This is a genomic window from Advenella kashmirensis WT001 (assembly GCF_000219915.2).
Classification (GTDB): domain Bacteria; phylum Pseudomonadota; class Gammaproteobacteria; order Burkholderiales; family Burkholderiaceae_B; genus Advenella; species Advenella kashmirensis.
The window spans coordinates 239,304-255,481 of record NC_017964.1 but is presented as its reverse complement, the minus strand read 5'-3'; the positions used below and the strand labels follow the sequence as shown (position 1 = coordinate 255,481).

11 protein-coding genes and 5 pseudogenes are annotated in these 16,178 nt (G+C 56.7%); 3 read left to right on the top strand and 13 right to left on the bottom strand.

The genetic code is table 11. The features are described from left to right. Positions 1-3: 3 nt before the first annotated feature. From TKWG_RS01190 to TKWG_RS01175, 4 genes and pseudogenes are all read right to left on the bottom strand, one after another. On the bottom strand, positions 4-186 hold the full coding sequence (locus tag TKWG_RS01190) for a hypothetical protein (RefSeq protein ID WP_014749061.1): 183 nt from the start codon (positions 184-186) through the stop codon (positions 4-6). A gap of 10 nt (positions 187-196) precedes the next feature. After that, a complete protein-coding gene (locus TKWG_RS01185; RefSeq protein ID WP_014749060.1) occupies positions 197-1,384 on the bottom strand; it encodes a CaiB/BaiF CoA transferase family protein in 1,188 nt (395 codons plus the stop codon). A 1-nt stretch (position 1,385) separates the two neighbouring features. Beyond that, positions 1,386-2,317 (bottom strand): annotated as a pseudogene (locus TKWG_RS01180) (hydroxymethylglutaryl-CoA lyase). A 218-nt stretch (positions 2,318-2,535) separates the two neighbouring features. Then, a complete protein-coding gene (locus tag TKWG_RS01175) occupies positions 2,536-3,255 on the bottom strand; it encodes an IclR family transcriptional regulator (protein ID WP_014749059.1) in 720 nt (239 codons plus the stop codon). Between the two features lie 149 nt (positions 3,256-3,404). Here TKWG_RS01175 and TKWG_RS23470 point away from each other — a divergent pair, with 149 nt between their 5' ends. Continuing rightward, positions 3,405-3,554, top strand: a complete 150-nt coding sequence (locus tag TKWG_RS23470; protein WP_171815100.1) for a hypothetical protein — start codon at positions 3,405-3,407, stop codon at positions 3,552-3,554. Here TKWG_RS23470 and TKWG_RS01170 read toward each other — a convergent pair. Both TKWG_RS01170 and TKWG_RS01165 read right to left on the bottom strand, forming a co-directional pair. After that, the gene (locus TKWG_RS01170) at positions 3,546-4,532 is read right to left on the bottom strand and encodes a GlxA family transcriptional regulator (protein ID WP_014749058.1); all 987 of its coding nucleotides are present in this window, start codon (positions 4,530-4,532) and stop codon (positions 3,546-3,548) included. The genes TKWG_RS23470 and TKWG_RS01170 overlap by 9 nt on opposite strands. Continuing rightward, positions 4,529-5,098 carry a cysteine hydrolase family protein gene (locus TKWG_RS01165; RefSeq protein ID WP_014749057.1) on the bottom strand — a complete coding sequence of 190 codons (570 nt, stop codon included), beginning with the start codon at positions 5,096-5,098 and terminating at the stop codon, positions 4,529-4,531. The genes TKWG_RS01170 and TKWG_RS01165 overlap by 4 nt, the downstream gene beginning before the upstream one ends. A 194-nt stretch (positions 5,099-5,292) precedes the next feature. Between TKWG_RS01165 and TKWG_RS26805 the strand changes: the two are divergent. Then, a pseudogene (locus tag TKWG_RS26805) lies at positions 5,293-7,497 on the top strand (TonB-dependent receptor domain-containing protein). A 188-nt stretch (positions 7,498-7,685) separates the two neighbouring features. After that, positions 7,686-10,144, top strand: a pseudogene (locus TKWG_RS01155) (glucose/quinate/shikimate family membrane-bound PQQ-dependent dehydrogenase). Positions 10,145-10,263: 119 nt separating this feature from the next. Here TKWG_RS01155 and TKWG_RS01150 read toward each other — a convergent pair. The 7 genes and pseudogenes from TKWG_RS01150 to TKWG_RS01120 all read right to left on the bottom strand — a co-directional run bounded on the left by TKWG_RS01150 (position 10,264) and on the right by TKWG_RS01120 (position 16,157). Next, positions 10,264-10,626, bottom strand: a complete 363-nt coding sequence (locus TKWG_RS01150; RefSeq protein ID WP_014749051.1) for a DUF488 domain-containing protein — start codon at positions 10,624-10,626, stop codon at positions 10,264-10,266. Between the two features lie 211 nt (positions 10,627-10,837). Then, a complete protein-coding gene (locus tag TKWG_RS01145; protein WP_014749050.1) occupies positions 10,838-11,431 on the bottom strand; it encodes a fumarate hydratase C-terminal domain-containing protein in 594 nt (197 codons plus the stop codon). A 6-nt stretch (positions 11,432-11,437) separates the two neighbouring features. After that, positions 11,438-12,307 (bottom strand): fumarate hydratase, encoded by an 870-nt coding sequence (locus tag TKWG_RS01140; RefSeq protein WP_014749049.1) that lies wholly within the window; start codon positions 12,305-12,307, stop codon positions 11,438-11,440. Positions 12,308-12,315: 8 nt separating this feature from the next. Then, positions 12,316-13,341, bottom strand: a complete 1,026-nt coding sequence (locus tag TKWG_RS01135; protein WP_014749048.1) for a ketopantoate reductase family protein — start codon at positions 13,339-13,341, stop codon at positions 12,316-12,318. 282 nt (positions 13,342-13,623) lie between these two features. After that, positions 13,624-14,885, bottom strand: a pseudogene (pcaCD, locus tag TKWG_RS01130) (bifunctional 4-carboxymuconolactone decarboxylase/3-oxoadipate enol-lactonase PcaCD). Between the two features lie 225 nt (positions 14,886-15,110). Further along, a pseudogene (gene map, locus TKWG_RS01125) lies at positions 15,111-15,900 on the bottom strand (type I methionyl aminopeptidase). Beyond that, positions 15,897-16,157 carry a ParD-like family protein gene (locus TKWG_RS01120; protein WP_041709728.1) on the bottom strand — a complete coding sequence of 87 codons (261 nt, stop codon included), beginning with the start codon at positions 16,155-16,157 and terminating at the stop codon, positions 15,897-15,899. Before TKWG_RS01120 ends, map begins: the two are co-directional and overlap by 4 nt. Positions 16,158-16,178: the final 21 nt, after the last annotated feature.

The window sequence follows — 16,178 nt, the reverse complement described above, 5'->3', positions numbered from 1 at the left end:
ACCTTATTGTTCGGGTTGTTGAAAATTATCTTGTGCAGCACCAACCGCAGCGTGCAGCACGGTGCCTGTGGCGGACTCGGTAACCAGCAAGGCGCGTTGCGGGTAGCGCCCTTGCGCGTGCGCCATAGAAATCAATAAAACAGGGGTTAACAGCGACGTAGCAAATGCGACCGTTATTTTTTTCATGATTGTCTCCTTATTGCGTGGCAATAACATTGTTTTCCAGCAAGGTATTAATTTGCGCGTCGCTCAACCCGGCGCTTTGCAAAATACTCAGCGTATGTTCGCCAAGCCGTGGTGGATTCAGGCGCACGCCCAGGCGCTGGCCATCCATGCAAATGGGCAGCAGCGGTACGTTGGTTTGCCGACCGTCCGGCATCTGCATGGGCGCCAGTCCGCCAGTCTCCAGAAGATGCGCGTCCTGCAACAGTTCTTCGGGCCGCGCAATGGGTGCGAACGGTAGTGCATTGGCCTCAAACAGATCGGCAAGCTCTTTCTTTGAATACGCTGCCATGCGTTCCTGCAGCAGGGGCAACAGCCAGGAGCGCGCCTGCACGCGCTGGTTATTGGTTTCCAGATCCGGGTTGTTCAGCAGCTCGGGCAACCCGAAGGCGTCACAGAAAATCCGCCATTGCGTATCACTGACCACTGCCAGAAATATCTGCTCACCGTCCTTGACATTGAAGACGTCATAAATGGCCCAGGCCGAAATGCGGCTTGGCATCGGATCGGCGGCCTTGCCGGTGACCACGTACTGCATCATGTGCTGGGCGACCAGAAAAATATTATTTTCGAACAGGGCACTTTGCACCTGCTGTCCCTTGCCTGTCTGTTCACGTGCCTTGAGCGCAGCCATCACGCCAATGGCGCCGAACATGCCGCCCATAATGTCATTGACGCTGGTGCCCGCACGTATCGGGTCGCCCTTTCTGCCGGTCATATAGGCCAACCCGCCCATCATCTGCACCACTTCATCCAGTGCAGTACGATGTTCATAGGGCCCGGGAAGAAACCCCTTGTGGCTGACATACACCAGGCCCGGGTTCCGTTCTGACAGGGACGCATAATCGAGCCCCAGTTTTTTCATGGTGCCGGGTTTGAAATTTTCGCTTACCACATCGGCTGAGCCGATCAGGTCCTTGACCAATGCCAGCCCCTGCTCGGATTTCAGGTCCACAGCCAGGCTTTTTTTATTGCGATTGAACGCCGAAAAAAAACCAGCCCCCGAACCCAGCAGATGACGGGTGTTATCTCCCTTGAGCGGTTCAATCTTGATGACATCGGCACCCAGGTCTGCCAGGATCAGGCCACACGTGGGCCCCATTACCATGTGCGTAAACTCAATGACTTTCAGCCCCGCATAGGGCAATGTTTGTTCTGTCATATCACACTTGTTGTTGAAAGGTTAAAGGCACGCCGGCTTCGGCCACCATGCCATACAGGGCTTCTTGCGGCACGCCGGCCTTCAGCGGCTCCCGGGCGTCAATCAGTTTTGCAATATTGATCCCGGTATCAATGCCCATGGCCTCAAACATGAACACCAGGTCTTCGGTCACCACATTGCCGGAAGCACCAGGCGCATACGGACAGCCGCCGAGTCCGCCCAGCGACGCATCGAACGTGCGCACGCCGGCATCGTAGGCAGCCAGATTGTTGGCCATGCCCAGCCCGCGCGTATTGTGCATATGGGCCGCGCCACATTTGTCGCCTATTTCTGCAAAGACACGCCGGAAAAGCCGTCGCACCTGGGCCGGATTCGCATACCCGGTGGTATCGGACAGCCCTGTTTCATCGGCGCCGGCAGCCACCAATTGGGACGAGAGCCTGACCACTTCGTCTTCACTCACTGTTCCCTGGATCGTGCAACCGAATGCAGTGGAGATGCCTGCCTCTATTTTCACGCTGGGTGCAATCTCGTTGCGCAGCGCCACGATCTCGCGCACTTCCTGCACCATTTGCTGCCGCGTTTTTCTCACATTGGCCAGTGAATGCGCCTCGCTGGCAGACACCGGCAGCGTCAGCTTATGCGCACCCGCCTCCAATGCATTGCGGCGCCCCGCAGGTTCGGCACCAATGCCATGACCGTCAGATCGGCGTAACGAAGTGCATACCGCACGACCTCGGGTGCATCGGCCATTTGCGGCAGCAATTTTGCAGGCACGAACGAACACACTTCAATTTCCCGAACGCCCGCTTTGTAAAGCGCATCGATCAGTCTGAATTTGTATTCGGACGGCATGATGCTCTTGACGCTCTGCAGCCCATCGCGCATCCCCACTTCACTGATCAACACCCGTTCGGGAGCTGTCTGGTTCATGCTTTCTCCTTTGTTCTATCTTATAGAATAATATTCTGTTAAATAGAATATTAGAACAAAAATATCGTGCGCGTCAACACGCAATCGCAAATGTGATTGGCTCGCGGCATAAGTGTCAGATACAGAATAGAGCCGAGACGCAAAACAAAATCGGCCGCTGTGGGCCGATTTGCGTGGAGTAATGCGCCTGCTATAGCATGGCGTTTGTCATGAAAAAGTCAGTCTTTGCTATAGCCCAATTTCTTGCTTAATGTCATGGCCGCTTCGAGCACGTCTTCCCTGAAAGAAGGCTGCAGGCGAGACGAAGGCATGGTCAGCGTCAATGCCCCTGCAAATTCGTGATGCTCATTAAACACAGCAGCAGAAACGCCCGCCAGATCGGGCATGCGATCACCGTCCAGCACGATGACGCCATCGCGCCGGATCTGGTCATACAGTTTGCCTTTGGCACCGGTAAAGGCCTGCAGCACGCGCGCGCCAGACCCTTTATCCAGCGGCAACACATCGCCTTCTCGGGTTCGGTAGCTAATCGGCAAGGGCGAATTGACCCGGTGCAGGCACAACCGACTATTGCCGCTGATGACATGATACGAGGCGCTTTCCTGGGTTTTTTCCACCAGTGCGCGCAGTACCGGGATAATGACATCGGCCTGCGAAAACGCCGAATTGTATACGCCATACAGCCGCACAACGCCTTCGCCCAGGCCATAGCGTCCGTCATCAGACTTATGCACCATGCCGTAGTGTTCCAACGAGGCCAGCAACCGCAGGATGGTGCTCTTGTACATGCGCGTGCGGTCTGCCAGCTCTACCAGCGATAGATATCCGTCGTTCTTGCGAAACACAGTCAGCAGCGACAGGGCGCGATCCACCGCTGCAACGCCACCCAGCGACGGATTCTCGTCGGCGACCGATAATGTTGACGCTTTTCTTGGCACAATCCACCTCTTGATTCGATGAAGGTATTTTATAGTGGATTGGCATTGCCCCGGGCCGATTCAGCACTGACTCTGTGCAGACAACAGGCAGCGGCATAATGCCAGGCTTTTGTCTTTCAATATAGACGAACTGAAATTCGGAAAAATGAATGATTGAATATTTTATACTCAGTACCGATATGCAGATGCAGATCCACTCGAACACGTTCTATGACGTTGCCTGCACGATTGAAAACGACTGGCGCACCGTTATTGTTCCGGCCGAACGCTCCCTTGAGTGTTCCTTTTCATCATACTGATTGGAGCCCGTTTTGCCTGCCGCGCCTGCGCGCGCCGCAACTGCTGCGTGCCGGAAAATCCGGCCAGTCGCAGACCATGCGCATCCGGCGCTCAATGTCGCTGATTTGCGCCAGTGTATACAGGCGTACCTCTTCGATATAGTCTCGCACCGACACCCCCAATTGCTGCCTGAAAATTCTCAATAACTGACGCGGACTGACATGGGCAATGGTTGCAAGCCTGAGACTGTCCCAAGGCGCAGCAGGGTCCGCCTCTATGGCATCCTGAACGCGAAGCAACGCCTGGTGTTGGTGATGGCGGTATTGCAGTAACGGAGAGATTTCCGGTTCCTGCCGGTGCCGCCGCCGGGTAACGCGCATCGATTGCGCCGTTGCACTGGCTATCCCCTCGCCTGCAACCACGGAAACACAATGCAAGGCCAGATCAATACCGGCCGTAATCCCGGCGCTGGAGAGCAGATTACCATCGTCCACATACAGCCGGTTGCGCATAACCTGCGCCTGCGGCGCAAGACGCGCCAGCTCATCCAAAAAATCGTGATGTGTCGTCAATGTTCTGCCTGACGCCAGCCCCGCATCGGCAAGCAGCAACGCGCCCGCGCAGATCGTCAGTAGCGCACAGCCGGAATCGGCACGCACCTTGAATAATTCGACATACCTGGTCAGCCATGCGCGTGCTTTGAGCCAGACCGGATCATGATGGATGATGCTCGCCGTTGGCCCGCTGCGACCGGAGAGCACCAGCCAGACCGGACCACTTTTACGCAACTGACGCAAATCCGGCAGCGGTGCGATGTCATGAAACGACAGCCCCACCGAGGATGTGATCGTATGTTCGGGCGAAATAAACTGAAGCGCAAACTGCGCGGGCTTTCCCGTTGCCTCAAGGTGCTGGTTGGCCAGACGGAACACTTCGGCCGGACCGGCCACATCCATGATCAGCGTACCAGGCAGAAGCAGGAAACAGACAGAGATCATGTTGCTGCCGTGTCCCGGCAAGTGTCCCCGACCAGATCGCGCACATGAGCAATGCTGGCAAAGCGCTGGTGCAGGACCGTCTCGGTCCGGCGATGAATTTCGTCGGCACTCATGGGTACTCCATCAGGTGATGTCATATCGAATGTCAGCGTCGCATCGGTCACAAAGGTCACTGAAAAGCCCTCGTCAGACAGGTGGCGCGTGGTGGTTTCGCAACACTGCTCGGTACGGATTCCGGCAATCATTACATTCGTGATGCCCCGATCGCGTAACCAGCAAAGTAATGGCGTCCCGACCAGCGCGCTGTGTTTCTGCTTTTTTACCACCAGTGCGGGTTCAAAGTCCATTAATCCCTGCAATGGACGGACATGGCCGCTGGCCTCGTTGAACGGGCTGTCTGCTGCCGTTTCGCAATGGTAGACCCGCACAATGGGCACGTGTTGCGCATCGCAATGGGCAATCAACGCGTTGGCTTGGGCCAGAAACAATGCAGCGCGGCTCTCGTTCCAGTAGGGACGGTGACGAAAGGATTCCTGAACATCAATGAGAGCAAGTATTTGATTCATGTTTGATCCTGTATGTGTATTGACGGGTTATCATAGAACGTAACAAGATTTAAGTTCGCTTCAAAAACGGACATCACATGGCCTTTAACAGACATATCGCTCTTATGCTGGCAGGTACGCACCGCAAGCAAGATGAAGCATGAAGCGCGTCGCCTGGCCTGTATTCTGACCATTTAATCTGCATGAGTTTGTCCATGAGTTCGCCTACTTTTACGCCCGCTGTTGTGTCCGGCTGCCTTTTTTCCCTGTTTGCCTGCACGGCGCTTGCCCAGCCATTGACCGCAGCGCAAGCGACCGTCACTGCCGGGCAACAGCCTGTACCGGCCGCTACCACCGTCACACCAGAGACACCCGTTACCCAGCTCTCTCCCATTGTGGCCACCAGCACCCGCATGGACCGCCCGGCAAGCGACATACCAGCATCGGTCAGCGTCATAGATGGTGCGCAAATCCGTGCGAACCAGATGCAGGTCAATCTGTCCGAAGGCTTGCGCGGCATTCCGGGTCTGACCGTACGCAATCGCCAGAACTATGCCCAGGATCTGCAGGTGGGCATTCGCGGTTTCGGCGCCCGCTCGGCTTTTGGCGTACGCGGCATCCGCCTGTATGTGGACGGCATTCCGGCAACCATGCCGGACGGACAAGGCCAGACTTCCAACATTGATCTGTCGTCCATAGAATCGGCAGAGGTCCTGCGCGGGCCATTTTCCACGCTGCACGGCAACTCATCGGGCGGGGTACTGCTGACTGAAACCGAGACAGGTGAAGGGCCGCTTACCCTGACCCCGTCTTTTGCTGCCGGCAGCAACGGGCAACAGCGTTATGGCATGAAAGCATCAGGCTCTCGCGGCGAAGGCGCCGGCGCCGGCGCCATAGACTATCTGCTGAGCACCAATCATTTCCGTACAGACGGCTATCGCGAGCACAGCAGGCAGAAAAAAACCAGGTCAATGCCAAACTCGGCCTGCGCGTGGGCGATACCGGCCATCTTAGCCTGCTGCTCAATCATGTCGATGTTTCGGCGCAGGACCCGCAGGGCTGACGCGGGAGGAATTCGAGAGCGATCCACGATCCTCGTCGCCCAATGCCCAAACCTACAATGTACGCAAAACCACCAAGCAGACCCAGGGCGGCCTGGTCTATGAACAGCCGTTGTCCGAGCGGACCGATCTGCGCGTCATGGGCTACTATGGTCAGCGGGAAACCAGACAGTTTCTGTCCATTCCGATTGGCCCGCAACGCGCGCCCTCACATTCGGGCGGTGTCATCTGGCTCAAAAGGCAATACGGGGGTGCAGATATTCGACTCACCTCGCGTGTCTCCCTGGCCGACAGGCCACTTACTCTGGTGGCGGGCCTGGCCTGGGATACGATGCGCGAAGCGCGCAAGGGCTATGAAAACTTCATAGGCAACCAGCTTGGCGTGCAGGGAAACCTGCGTCGCGACGAAATCAACAATGTCTGGAACCTTGATCCCTACGTGCAGGCATCGTGGAACTTTGCCGAAAGCTGGACGCTGGATGCCGGCCTGCGCTACAGCAACGTTCACTTCAAGTCCTCAGACCGCTATATTACGAATGGCAATGCCGACGACAGCGGCACCGCCAATTACAGCAAGCTGTTGCCCGTCATTGCGCTGAACTACCAGGCCACGCCTGACTTGTCTCTGTATATCACGGCCGGTCGCGGCTTTGAAACACCGACCTTCAATGAGTTGTCCTATCGTGCCGACAACGAACCGGGCCTGAACTTCGGTCTGAAGCCGTCGGTCAATACCACGCTGGAAGCCGGAATCAAGGCCAATGTCGGCTATGGCCAGCTGACCGCCGCCGTATTTCGCACCTACACCAAGGACGAAATCGTAAGCGCCGGCGCCTCGGGCGGACGCACTACCTATCAAAATGCGGGCCGGACGCTGCGCGATGGGGTCGAACTGGCCTGGGACGCACGACTTTACCGCAATCTGCGCGCTCACCTTTCCTATACTTATCTGCATGCCCGCTACCGCGACAGCTTTTGTTCCGGCCCGTGCTCCGGTGCCAACCCGCAAGTGCCCGCCGGCAACTTGATTCCCGGTATCGCCCGCAATTCGGCAACGGCCTCCCTGGCGTGGGAGCCGAACAGGGCTGGAACGGCGGTGTCGATGTCGACTATCTGGGTAAAATATACGTAAACGACCAGAACAGCGAATCGGCCCCTTCGGCGATAGTCACCGGCCTGCACACCGGCTACACATGGCAACGCGATCATTGGACTGTCAATGCATTTGCGCGCGTAGACAACGTCTTCAATGCGCGATATGCCGGATCAGTCATCATAAACGATGCCAACAAACGTTATTATGAACCTGCGCCTGGCAGAAACTGGACTGCAGGCATGACAGTAAGTTACCGATTTTAGCGTTAGAATATCTCCAGCCTTGTCGATCCGGTCCGCATGACTGCGCCGGCTGCATAAATCACGCTGGCGTTGCAATTTGCCAGCGGCTTGCGCACTATTGCACAATGCGCTGCACCAGAGCCCGAAGAATCATCGTTGTAAAGTTGTCTGTTTCAAAAGGGGAATACAATGGACGAACGCAGACCCATATCCGGCATTGCCGCCACCGGCCTGACACTGCTGGCAGGCTCATTATTCTGATCGGCCTGTTCCTGACCGGCGCAGGTGCCTGGCTCGCCGTGCTCGGTGGCAGCGTTTATTACGTATTGATGGGTCTGGCCCTGCTGCTGTCAGGCTACCTGATCTGGAAACGCAGCCTGCTTGGCGCCTGGCTTTATGCCCTGGCCTTTATTGCCACCCTCATTTGGGCAGTATGGGAAGCCGGCTGGGAATTCTGGCCATTGGTCGCTCGCGTCTTTGCCTTTGCCGTGCTGGCTTTTCTGGTCACCCTGGCCGTGCCTGCATTGCGACGTGCCCAGGGCAGAGCGCCCTGCCGGGTCACGCGCTGGGCCTCGGTTGTACTGGCCATCGGCATTGCTGCCACGTTCACCCTTTTCTTCTTCCCGAAATCGGTCCTCGAAGCCGAGCATATTGCCGCTGTCACCAAGGCCGACCCCAATGAACAGCCAACAAACTGGGAGCACTGGGGTAACACCACTAGCGGAACACGCTTTGTGGCCATGGACCAGATCAACAAGAATAATATCGACAAGCTGCAAGTAGCCTGGACAGCCCATACCGGCGATATTCCCGAGAGTACAGGATCGGGGGCCGAAGACCAGAACACACCGCTGCAGATTGGCGACACGCTATACGTATGCACGCCCTACAGCAAGGTACTGGCACTGGATGTGGACACTGGCAAGGAAAAATGGCGTTATGATTCCAAGGCAACCGCGCCTAACTGGCAACGCTGCCGCGGTCTGGGTTATTTCGATGCAACCGCCAGTGCCAGTACTGTAGCCCAGGCCCGTGCCGAAGTTGCTCAACCGGCCGGCGATCAAAATCCTTCCTCAACCGACGGCACGACACCGGCCGGCACAATGCCGGATAGCCAGCCGGCTAACGCGGTAACCTGCGCGAGGCGCCTGTTTTTACCCACCACCGATGCCCGCCTGATTGCAATCAATGCCGACAACGGCCAGCCCTGCACCGAGTTCGGCAATATGGGCACGGTCGACCTGAAAGTGGGCATGGGCGAAGTCAAAGATGGCTACTACCAGCAAACTTCTACACCACTGGTAGCGGGCAATCTGGTAATTGTAGGCGGACGCGTTGCTGACAATTTTGCCGTAGACGAGCCACCAGGCGTCGTGCGCGCCTTCAATGTCATTTCCGGCAACCTGGAATGGGCATGGGATCCGGGCAATCCGGACATAACCGGCGCACCGCCCGAAGGCCAGACCTACACCCGGGGCACCCCGAACGTGTGGTCTGCCATGTCCTATGATGCGAAACTCGGTCTGGTCTATTTGCCTACCGGCAATGCCACACCGGACTTTTACGCCGCCCAGCGCACTGAGCTGGATGACAAATACAGTTCCTCTATCGTCGCACTGGATGTAAAAACCGGCAAGGTGCGCTGGCACTTCCAGACCACCCATCATGACCTGTGGGACTTTGACCTGCCTGCGCAACCATTGCTCTATGACATTCCCGATGGCAAAGGCGGCACCAACTTCGCACTGGTACAAGTGACCAAGCAGGGCGAAATTTTCATGCTTGACCGCGTGACCGGCAAACCGCTGGCACAGGTACAGGAAAAACCGGTACCGCAGGGCAACGTCAAGGGCGAACGCTACGCCGCCACCCAGCCGTTTTCCGTAGGCATGCCTTCTATCGGCAACCAGACGTTAAAAGAAGCCGATATGTGGGGCGCCACCGCATTTGACCAGTTGCTGTGCCGGATTCAGTTCAAGGGTATGCGTCACGATGGTGTCTACACACCGCCTGGCGAAGACCGCGCCCTGCAGTTTCCCGGCTCGCTGGGCGGCATGAACTGGGGCGGCGTCTCGGTTGATCCGACCACCAACTATATGTTTGTCAACGACATGCGGCTGGGCCTGGCCAATTACATGATCCCTCGCGACAAAGTGGGCGCTGGCGCCAGCGGTATCGAAATGGGTGTGGTTCCTCAGGACGGAACGCCCTATGGCGCCATGCGCGAACGTTTCCTGTCGCAATTGGGTATCCCTTGCCAGAAACCGCCATTTGGCACGATGACCGCCATAGACCTGAAAACCCGCAAGATCGTCTGGCAGGTTCCGGTCGGCACCGTGCAGGACACGGGGCCGCTGGGCATTCGCATGAGTATGCCCATACCTGTCGGTATGCCCACATTGGGCCCATCGCTGGCGACCCAGGCCGGGCTGCTGTTTTTCGCAGGCACCCAGGACTTCTACCTGCGCGCCTATGATTCGGCCACCGGCAAGGAAATCTGGAAGTCTCGTCTGCCAGTAGGCAGCCAGTCGGGCCCCATGTCGTACATTTCTCCAAAACCGGCAAGCAGTACATTGTGATCAATGCCGGCGGAGCCAGGCAATCTCCTGATCGCGGCGACTACATCATTGCCTATGCGCTGCCGGATGATGTCCGCAAGGAACAATAGCAGATGAAATAGCCTGGCTGATGTGCTGTCCGGCATCAGCCTATCGCAAGAAAAGCGTTAATACACATGCAATACACGGCCCCAATAGCAACTGTCATAGACAGCGCTATCGGGGCTATTTATTTCGCATGAGCAAGCAAATAATCCCGCAACACATTTGCGTTATTGTGCTGTTCGTCTTTTGCCGAATACAGCAGGGTCACGCGCTGTTGTCGCGATTTGTCTACCAGTTGTTGCACCGCCTCCGGTTCTTTATCCAGTTCGGCACAATAGCGTTTCGTAAATTCGGCCCATTGATCCGTGTTCTCATGGATCCATTTGCGCAACGAGGTGCTGGGGCTTACTTCCTTGAGCCAAAGATCATGTTTCAGATCTTCTTTTTTGATACCGCGCGGCCATAATCGGTCGACCAGCACACGGCAACCATCGTTATCATCCGGGTCATCGTATACACGCTTGGTCTGAATCTGATTTTTTTTCATTATCGGTCTCCTGTCACATCATGCTTGCTGGCCGACATCAACAGCCGGCGCCTGCAATGCTTGTCCCAACGCCTTTGCTTATAGTACTGCGAATGCACACAGAGGTGGCGTCGGCGTAGCGTATAGACATGAGCGGATGTGGTGCCTGGTTGCGGGCGTGTTTATTATTATCGTCAGGCGGCTTAAAGCGGCCTTCCAATGCCGCTGTATCCTAAGCGCCGCTTTTCAGCTGTTCCTGCGCGGCCTCATGAATCCGGGCATACAGATTGTTGCCATGCGCGTCGATCCCCACCGTGACCGGTCCCAGTCCTTTCACACGCAGGCGCACCACGCGATAGTGAGTCAGCATATCGGTCCACCCTACTTCCAGCACCTGCTCAATGGCCTGGCTCAATAGCGTGCAGCCGCCGCCCAGGAAAGACAGATAGACGCATCCGGCTTCTTGCATGGCCTGGGCACTGGCCTCATCCAGCCCGCCTTTGCCGCCGGTGGCATGCAGTTGCAGTTCGCGAATCAGCCGGGGCATATGCGGATTGAAACGGGTGCTGGTGGTTGGATTGATATACAAAATCTCAAACTGCCCCTCAGTTTCCCGACTATAGCTGCCCAGATGGAACAGCGAAGCGCCGTGCAGGTTCATGGGAAACGGCTCTTTGCCATCCAGGCAATCCAGAAAACGGGCATGGGTGGGCAGTCCGGCGGTAATAATAATTTCACCATCAATAATGACCTGATCGCCCGCCCGCAGCTTGCGTGCATCACTGGCAGACAGTGGAAAAGTCATGCGGTGAGTGGTAATGGACATGCGCGTTTACTCCAGCATTTGAATGCGACCGTCGTTATAACAGCGCGCCCGCGTACGCCGGTTGATCCAGCAGTTAAAACAGACCGCTACCGGTGTAAAGCCATGACCGGCACAGTAATTGATATGAACCGCCATGGATGTACTATCGCCCCCGGTGCCCATGGGGCCAAAACCGGTTTTATTGATCCGCTCCAGCAAGTGCGCTTCCATATCCACCAGAATGGGTTCGGGATTGACCGTGCCAATTTGCCGCAGCGTCGCCTCCTTGGCCATTTTCGCCGCATAATCAAACGAGCCGCCAATGCCCACGCCGATCACCACTGGCGGACAAGGTTGTGATCCGGCCTTAACGACGGTCTCCATCACAAAATTCTCTATGGTCGGCAAATCGGGAAAACTGAATATTTCCAGCGCAGCCCAGCGCCCCGAACCCAGAGCCTTGGGCGAACAGGTTATGTCGATATAGTCCGCCCCATCCACCAGATCGAAGGTGGTAATCGGCATGCCCTTGCCCTGGTAACCGCGCTCCAGCGTGAGCGGATTAGTCACATGCGGCAACAGCGGCGGGTTGATCGTGGCAACCAGTTCTGCGAACCCTTCTTCAATAGCCTGTTTCACATTGCCCTCGAACTGCGCCTGCGTACCAATCTGCATGAAATAAACCGGCACGCCAGAGTCGGAACAGACCAGCGACTGCTGGCTGCGCGCCGCATCGGCGCTTTCGATCATGATTTGCAAAGTGCGCCGACCGGTCTCATTGGTCTCGCGAGAACTCGCCTGCACCAGGGCCTGGCGAGTATCGTCCGGGATTTGCTTAAGTGACCGCTCATAAAGCTGCGCAGTCACCTGTTTGATCATTTCAAATGTAATGGCCATTGGTTCTCTTATTGTTTAAGCAGTCCGAAGGTCTGGGCGCGCATACGAGCCAGCGCATAGATGGTTGCTGCGATCGGCGTGGCGATATGCAGGCTTTCTGCCAGCTCCACAAACGCGCCAAGAATGGCCTCGATTTCGACCGGGCGTCCTGCTTCGGTGTCCTGCAACATGGAGGTCTTGACCGCACCCAGCTTGCGCGTGACAGCAAGACGTTGCTGTGGCGTCACGCTTACCGCAATACCCAGCGCCGCGCCTATCGCAACCACCTCGTCCATAAGCGCGACGAACAAACGGTAAATGGCAGGATCGTCAATCATCAGATCGGTCTGTGAGCCTGTGAGCATGCTGACCGGATTGAAGCAGGCATTGCCCAATAGTTTTTCCCAGACAGCGGAACGAATGGCAGATGTTTTTTCTGCAGCCAGACCGGCCGCATTGAACAGCGCAACCACACGATCAAGCCGGTCCTGGATTGCCTGATCTGCCTGGCGGTTTATTTCGCCAAGCACCAGCCGGTTGCCCGAACTGTGATGAGACACGCCCGGCTCCGGGCTATAACACGATGGATAGACAACGCAACCCACAATGCGACGGGTGTCAATGGCCTTGGCAATAATACCTTGCGGATCCAGAGCCTTAAGTTGGGTGGGTAGTTGTTGAGCGGACAGCTCGCTGTTGTCCAACCCTTGCGTAAACCACCAGGGGATACCGTTGATGGCCGGAATGACAATCGTGTCCGCGTGGCACAGTGCGGGTACCATGGCGGCAATATCCTGCAGCGCATGGGTCTTGACGGTCAGAATGATGATATCTTGCGGCCCGAGCGCTGCGGCATCGGATGAGGCGCGCACTTGCGCGACCAGCCGATCCTGACCTTCTTCCAGTATCCAGCCACGCGCCTGTATGGCCTGCAGGGTCTGGCCGCGAGCCAGTACGCTGACCTGGGCGCCGCTATTGGCCAGGCGCACACCCAGATAGCCGCCGATAGCACCTGCGCCGATGATGCAGACCCTGGTTTTATCCTGTGTACTCATCTATTCCCTTCTGGTGTCAGTATGGATATGACATGCAGCATCGCCATTGCGAGCCAGCATATATTGCAGCCCCTGCCTTCAGAGCAATTTATACTAGAACATGCTCATTTAAATGTCAATAGCTTATATTATTGACCTTTATAGCAATAATCATCCCCGGCGATTGAGCAGATGGTATACGCCTTTACCCGGCGTATACCATGTCGTTTGTGATGCGCAGTCTCCTGCCGGCACGCGTTCCGTCGTAAATTGCCGTCTGGCGCCGGCACAAGTGTGGTTTGCTCAGCCTTGTTTATTCAGAAATTGCTGTACCGCTTGCGCAAACGCCTCGGGCTGCTCGACAACGGCAATGTGCGATGCATCCTCCAGCACCACCAATTGCGCGCCCGCAATCTCGTTGCTCATGATTTCCGACATCTGCAGCGGCGCCCCCTGGTCCAGGCGACCGGCGATGACCAAAACCGGCAACGACAGATTTTTGAGCCTGTCCGTGGTATCGACCGTGCCAACGGCGTTGCAGCACCCAATATATCCTTCGGTGTCGGTGGTCAACAGGCGACGACGGTAAGCCGCTACTTCACCGGCATGCTCGCGCCGGAATGTCTCGTGAAAGTAGCGCTGCATCACGGCGTCGGCAATGGCTTCAATACCCTGGTCCTGCACAGTTGCAATACGCTGACGCCAGTTGTCTCGCGCCTCTTGCGGATACCCCGATGTGGAATTGGCAATCACAAGTGAAACCAGCAGCTCGGGATGACGCAAGGCCAGCTCCTGCCCCACCATCGCACCCATCGACAGACCGACCCACACCACGGGGCCACAGTCCAGCTCGCGCAGCAGTCGCGCGGCGTCCTGTGCCAGCTCAGCCATGTCATACAGGCCTGCAGCGCATCTGAACTGCCATGACCGCGATGATCGTAGACGATCACATCGTGATCAGCCGCCAGCTCGCTTGCCAGACGGTCCCACATGGTCAGATCGCATCCCAATGCATGACTTAGCACAACTGTATTTTTTGCCTTGCCATTGCGGGCCTTGCGTATCGTGTAGTGCAGCGCCGGCTTGCTGACCGTACGACCTTCCTGCCCGGTCCCGGAATGACAGACATCCAAAGGAGACAACGCTTGCGGCTCATAGCCGATTTGCGGCCCCACTTCCCGCAAGATAGCCATGGCATGGCTGAAAGCCGTGTTGGCAGCAGGTACACCGGCATAAACCGCCGCCTGCATCAGCACTTCCTTGATCTCGTCCGGGGTCAGGCGCGACGACGCCTCACCCGTGAGCGCCGCACGCACATGCAGGTCAAATTCTTCCCAGCGTCCCATTGCAATCGTAATAGACAGAACAATAATACGGCGCGTCTTATGATCCAGACCGGGTCGGCTCCAGATTTCGTGCCAGGCAAACCGGGAGATCAGTTGTTGAAACTCCGCATTGAAATCGTTGGCGCCGCTCAGTGAGCGCGCTACCCAGGCATCGCCCAGGACGCGACGACGGTTATCCAGGCCTCGTTCAAGATCATGGTCAACGGGATCAAAACTCATGCTGCGTAATTCCGAAAAAAAGGACAATAGGAAAGTGGAAAACAGATAAAGGAATCGTGTCTGCGTCATTCGGCGTGCGTGGCGCGCCCGGACGACCACAGATCAGCGGTATGGCGCGCTTGCAACGTCGACGGTAATCGTACCGCAGAATCGGCCTCTACATTATGGGTCAGGCATAAACGCAGGTAATCGCCTGCGTCAGCCTATGCAACACGCGTGCGACGGTCAGCGAATGGGTTCGTAGCCGTCCTGATCTTCCGGCCAGGGGGTAAGCACCTCAAACCCGTCGGCCGTAACCACAACCATATGCTCCCACTGAGCCGACAACGAGTGGTCCTTGGTCACCACCGTCCAGCCATCGGCTAGTTGCCGCGAATGACGTTTGCCGGCATTGATCATGGGTTCGATGGTAAACATCATGCCTTCCTGTAGCCTGAGCCCCTCGCCTGGTCGCCCGTAGTGCAGCACTTGCGGATCATCATGGTAGATCTGTCCGATGCCGTGACCGCAATATTCACGAACGATACTGAAGCCTTCGCGATGGGCTACATTCTGTATGGCGTAGCCGACATCGCCCAATGTGGCGCCAGGACGCACCTGACGGATACCGGCCACCATGGCTTCATAGGTTGTATGCACAAGGCGCCTGGCCAGCGGCCCGGGCTCACCCACAAAATACATGCGGCTGGTATCACCGTACCAGCGTCCTTGATTATGGCCACATCAATATTAATGATATCGCCGTTGCGCAGCACCTTGTCGGAAGGAATGCCATGACAGATGACATGGTTGACCGAGGTACACACAGTTTTGGGGAAACCGTGATAGCCGATGTTGGCCGGGATGGTATTCTGGACATTGACGATATATTCGTTGCACAAACGGTCCAGCTCATCAGTGGTCACGCCGGCTTTTACATGCGGTGCGATCATATGCAGTACGTCGGCCGCAAGCTTTCCGGCGATGCGCGCTTGGCGATGTCCTGTGGGCTTTTGATGGAAACACGCTGGCTCATTGACGCGCTCCTGCGGGCGCACCCGCGCGGATCGCCGCCGTGTTCATGGTCGAGATGGAGCCCAGATCCAGTGAGCCGCTCTGCCCGGCCTGCACCAGCAGACGGCACAGATCACTATGATCAAGGTCTGGATACATTTCAGCGAGCATGCCAATGCGCATCCAGTGCTCGGCCTGAGCGTTGATGGAACGGCTAAGCGCCGTACTGGCCAGACGCAGGTTTTCATGCATCTGGTCGGAAATTTTTACAATACCCATAATTTGTCCGGATTCAGTAAT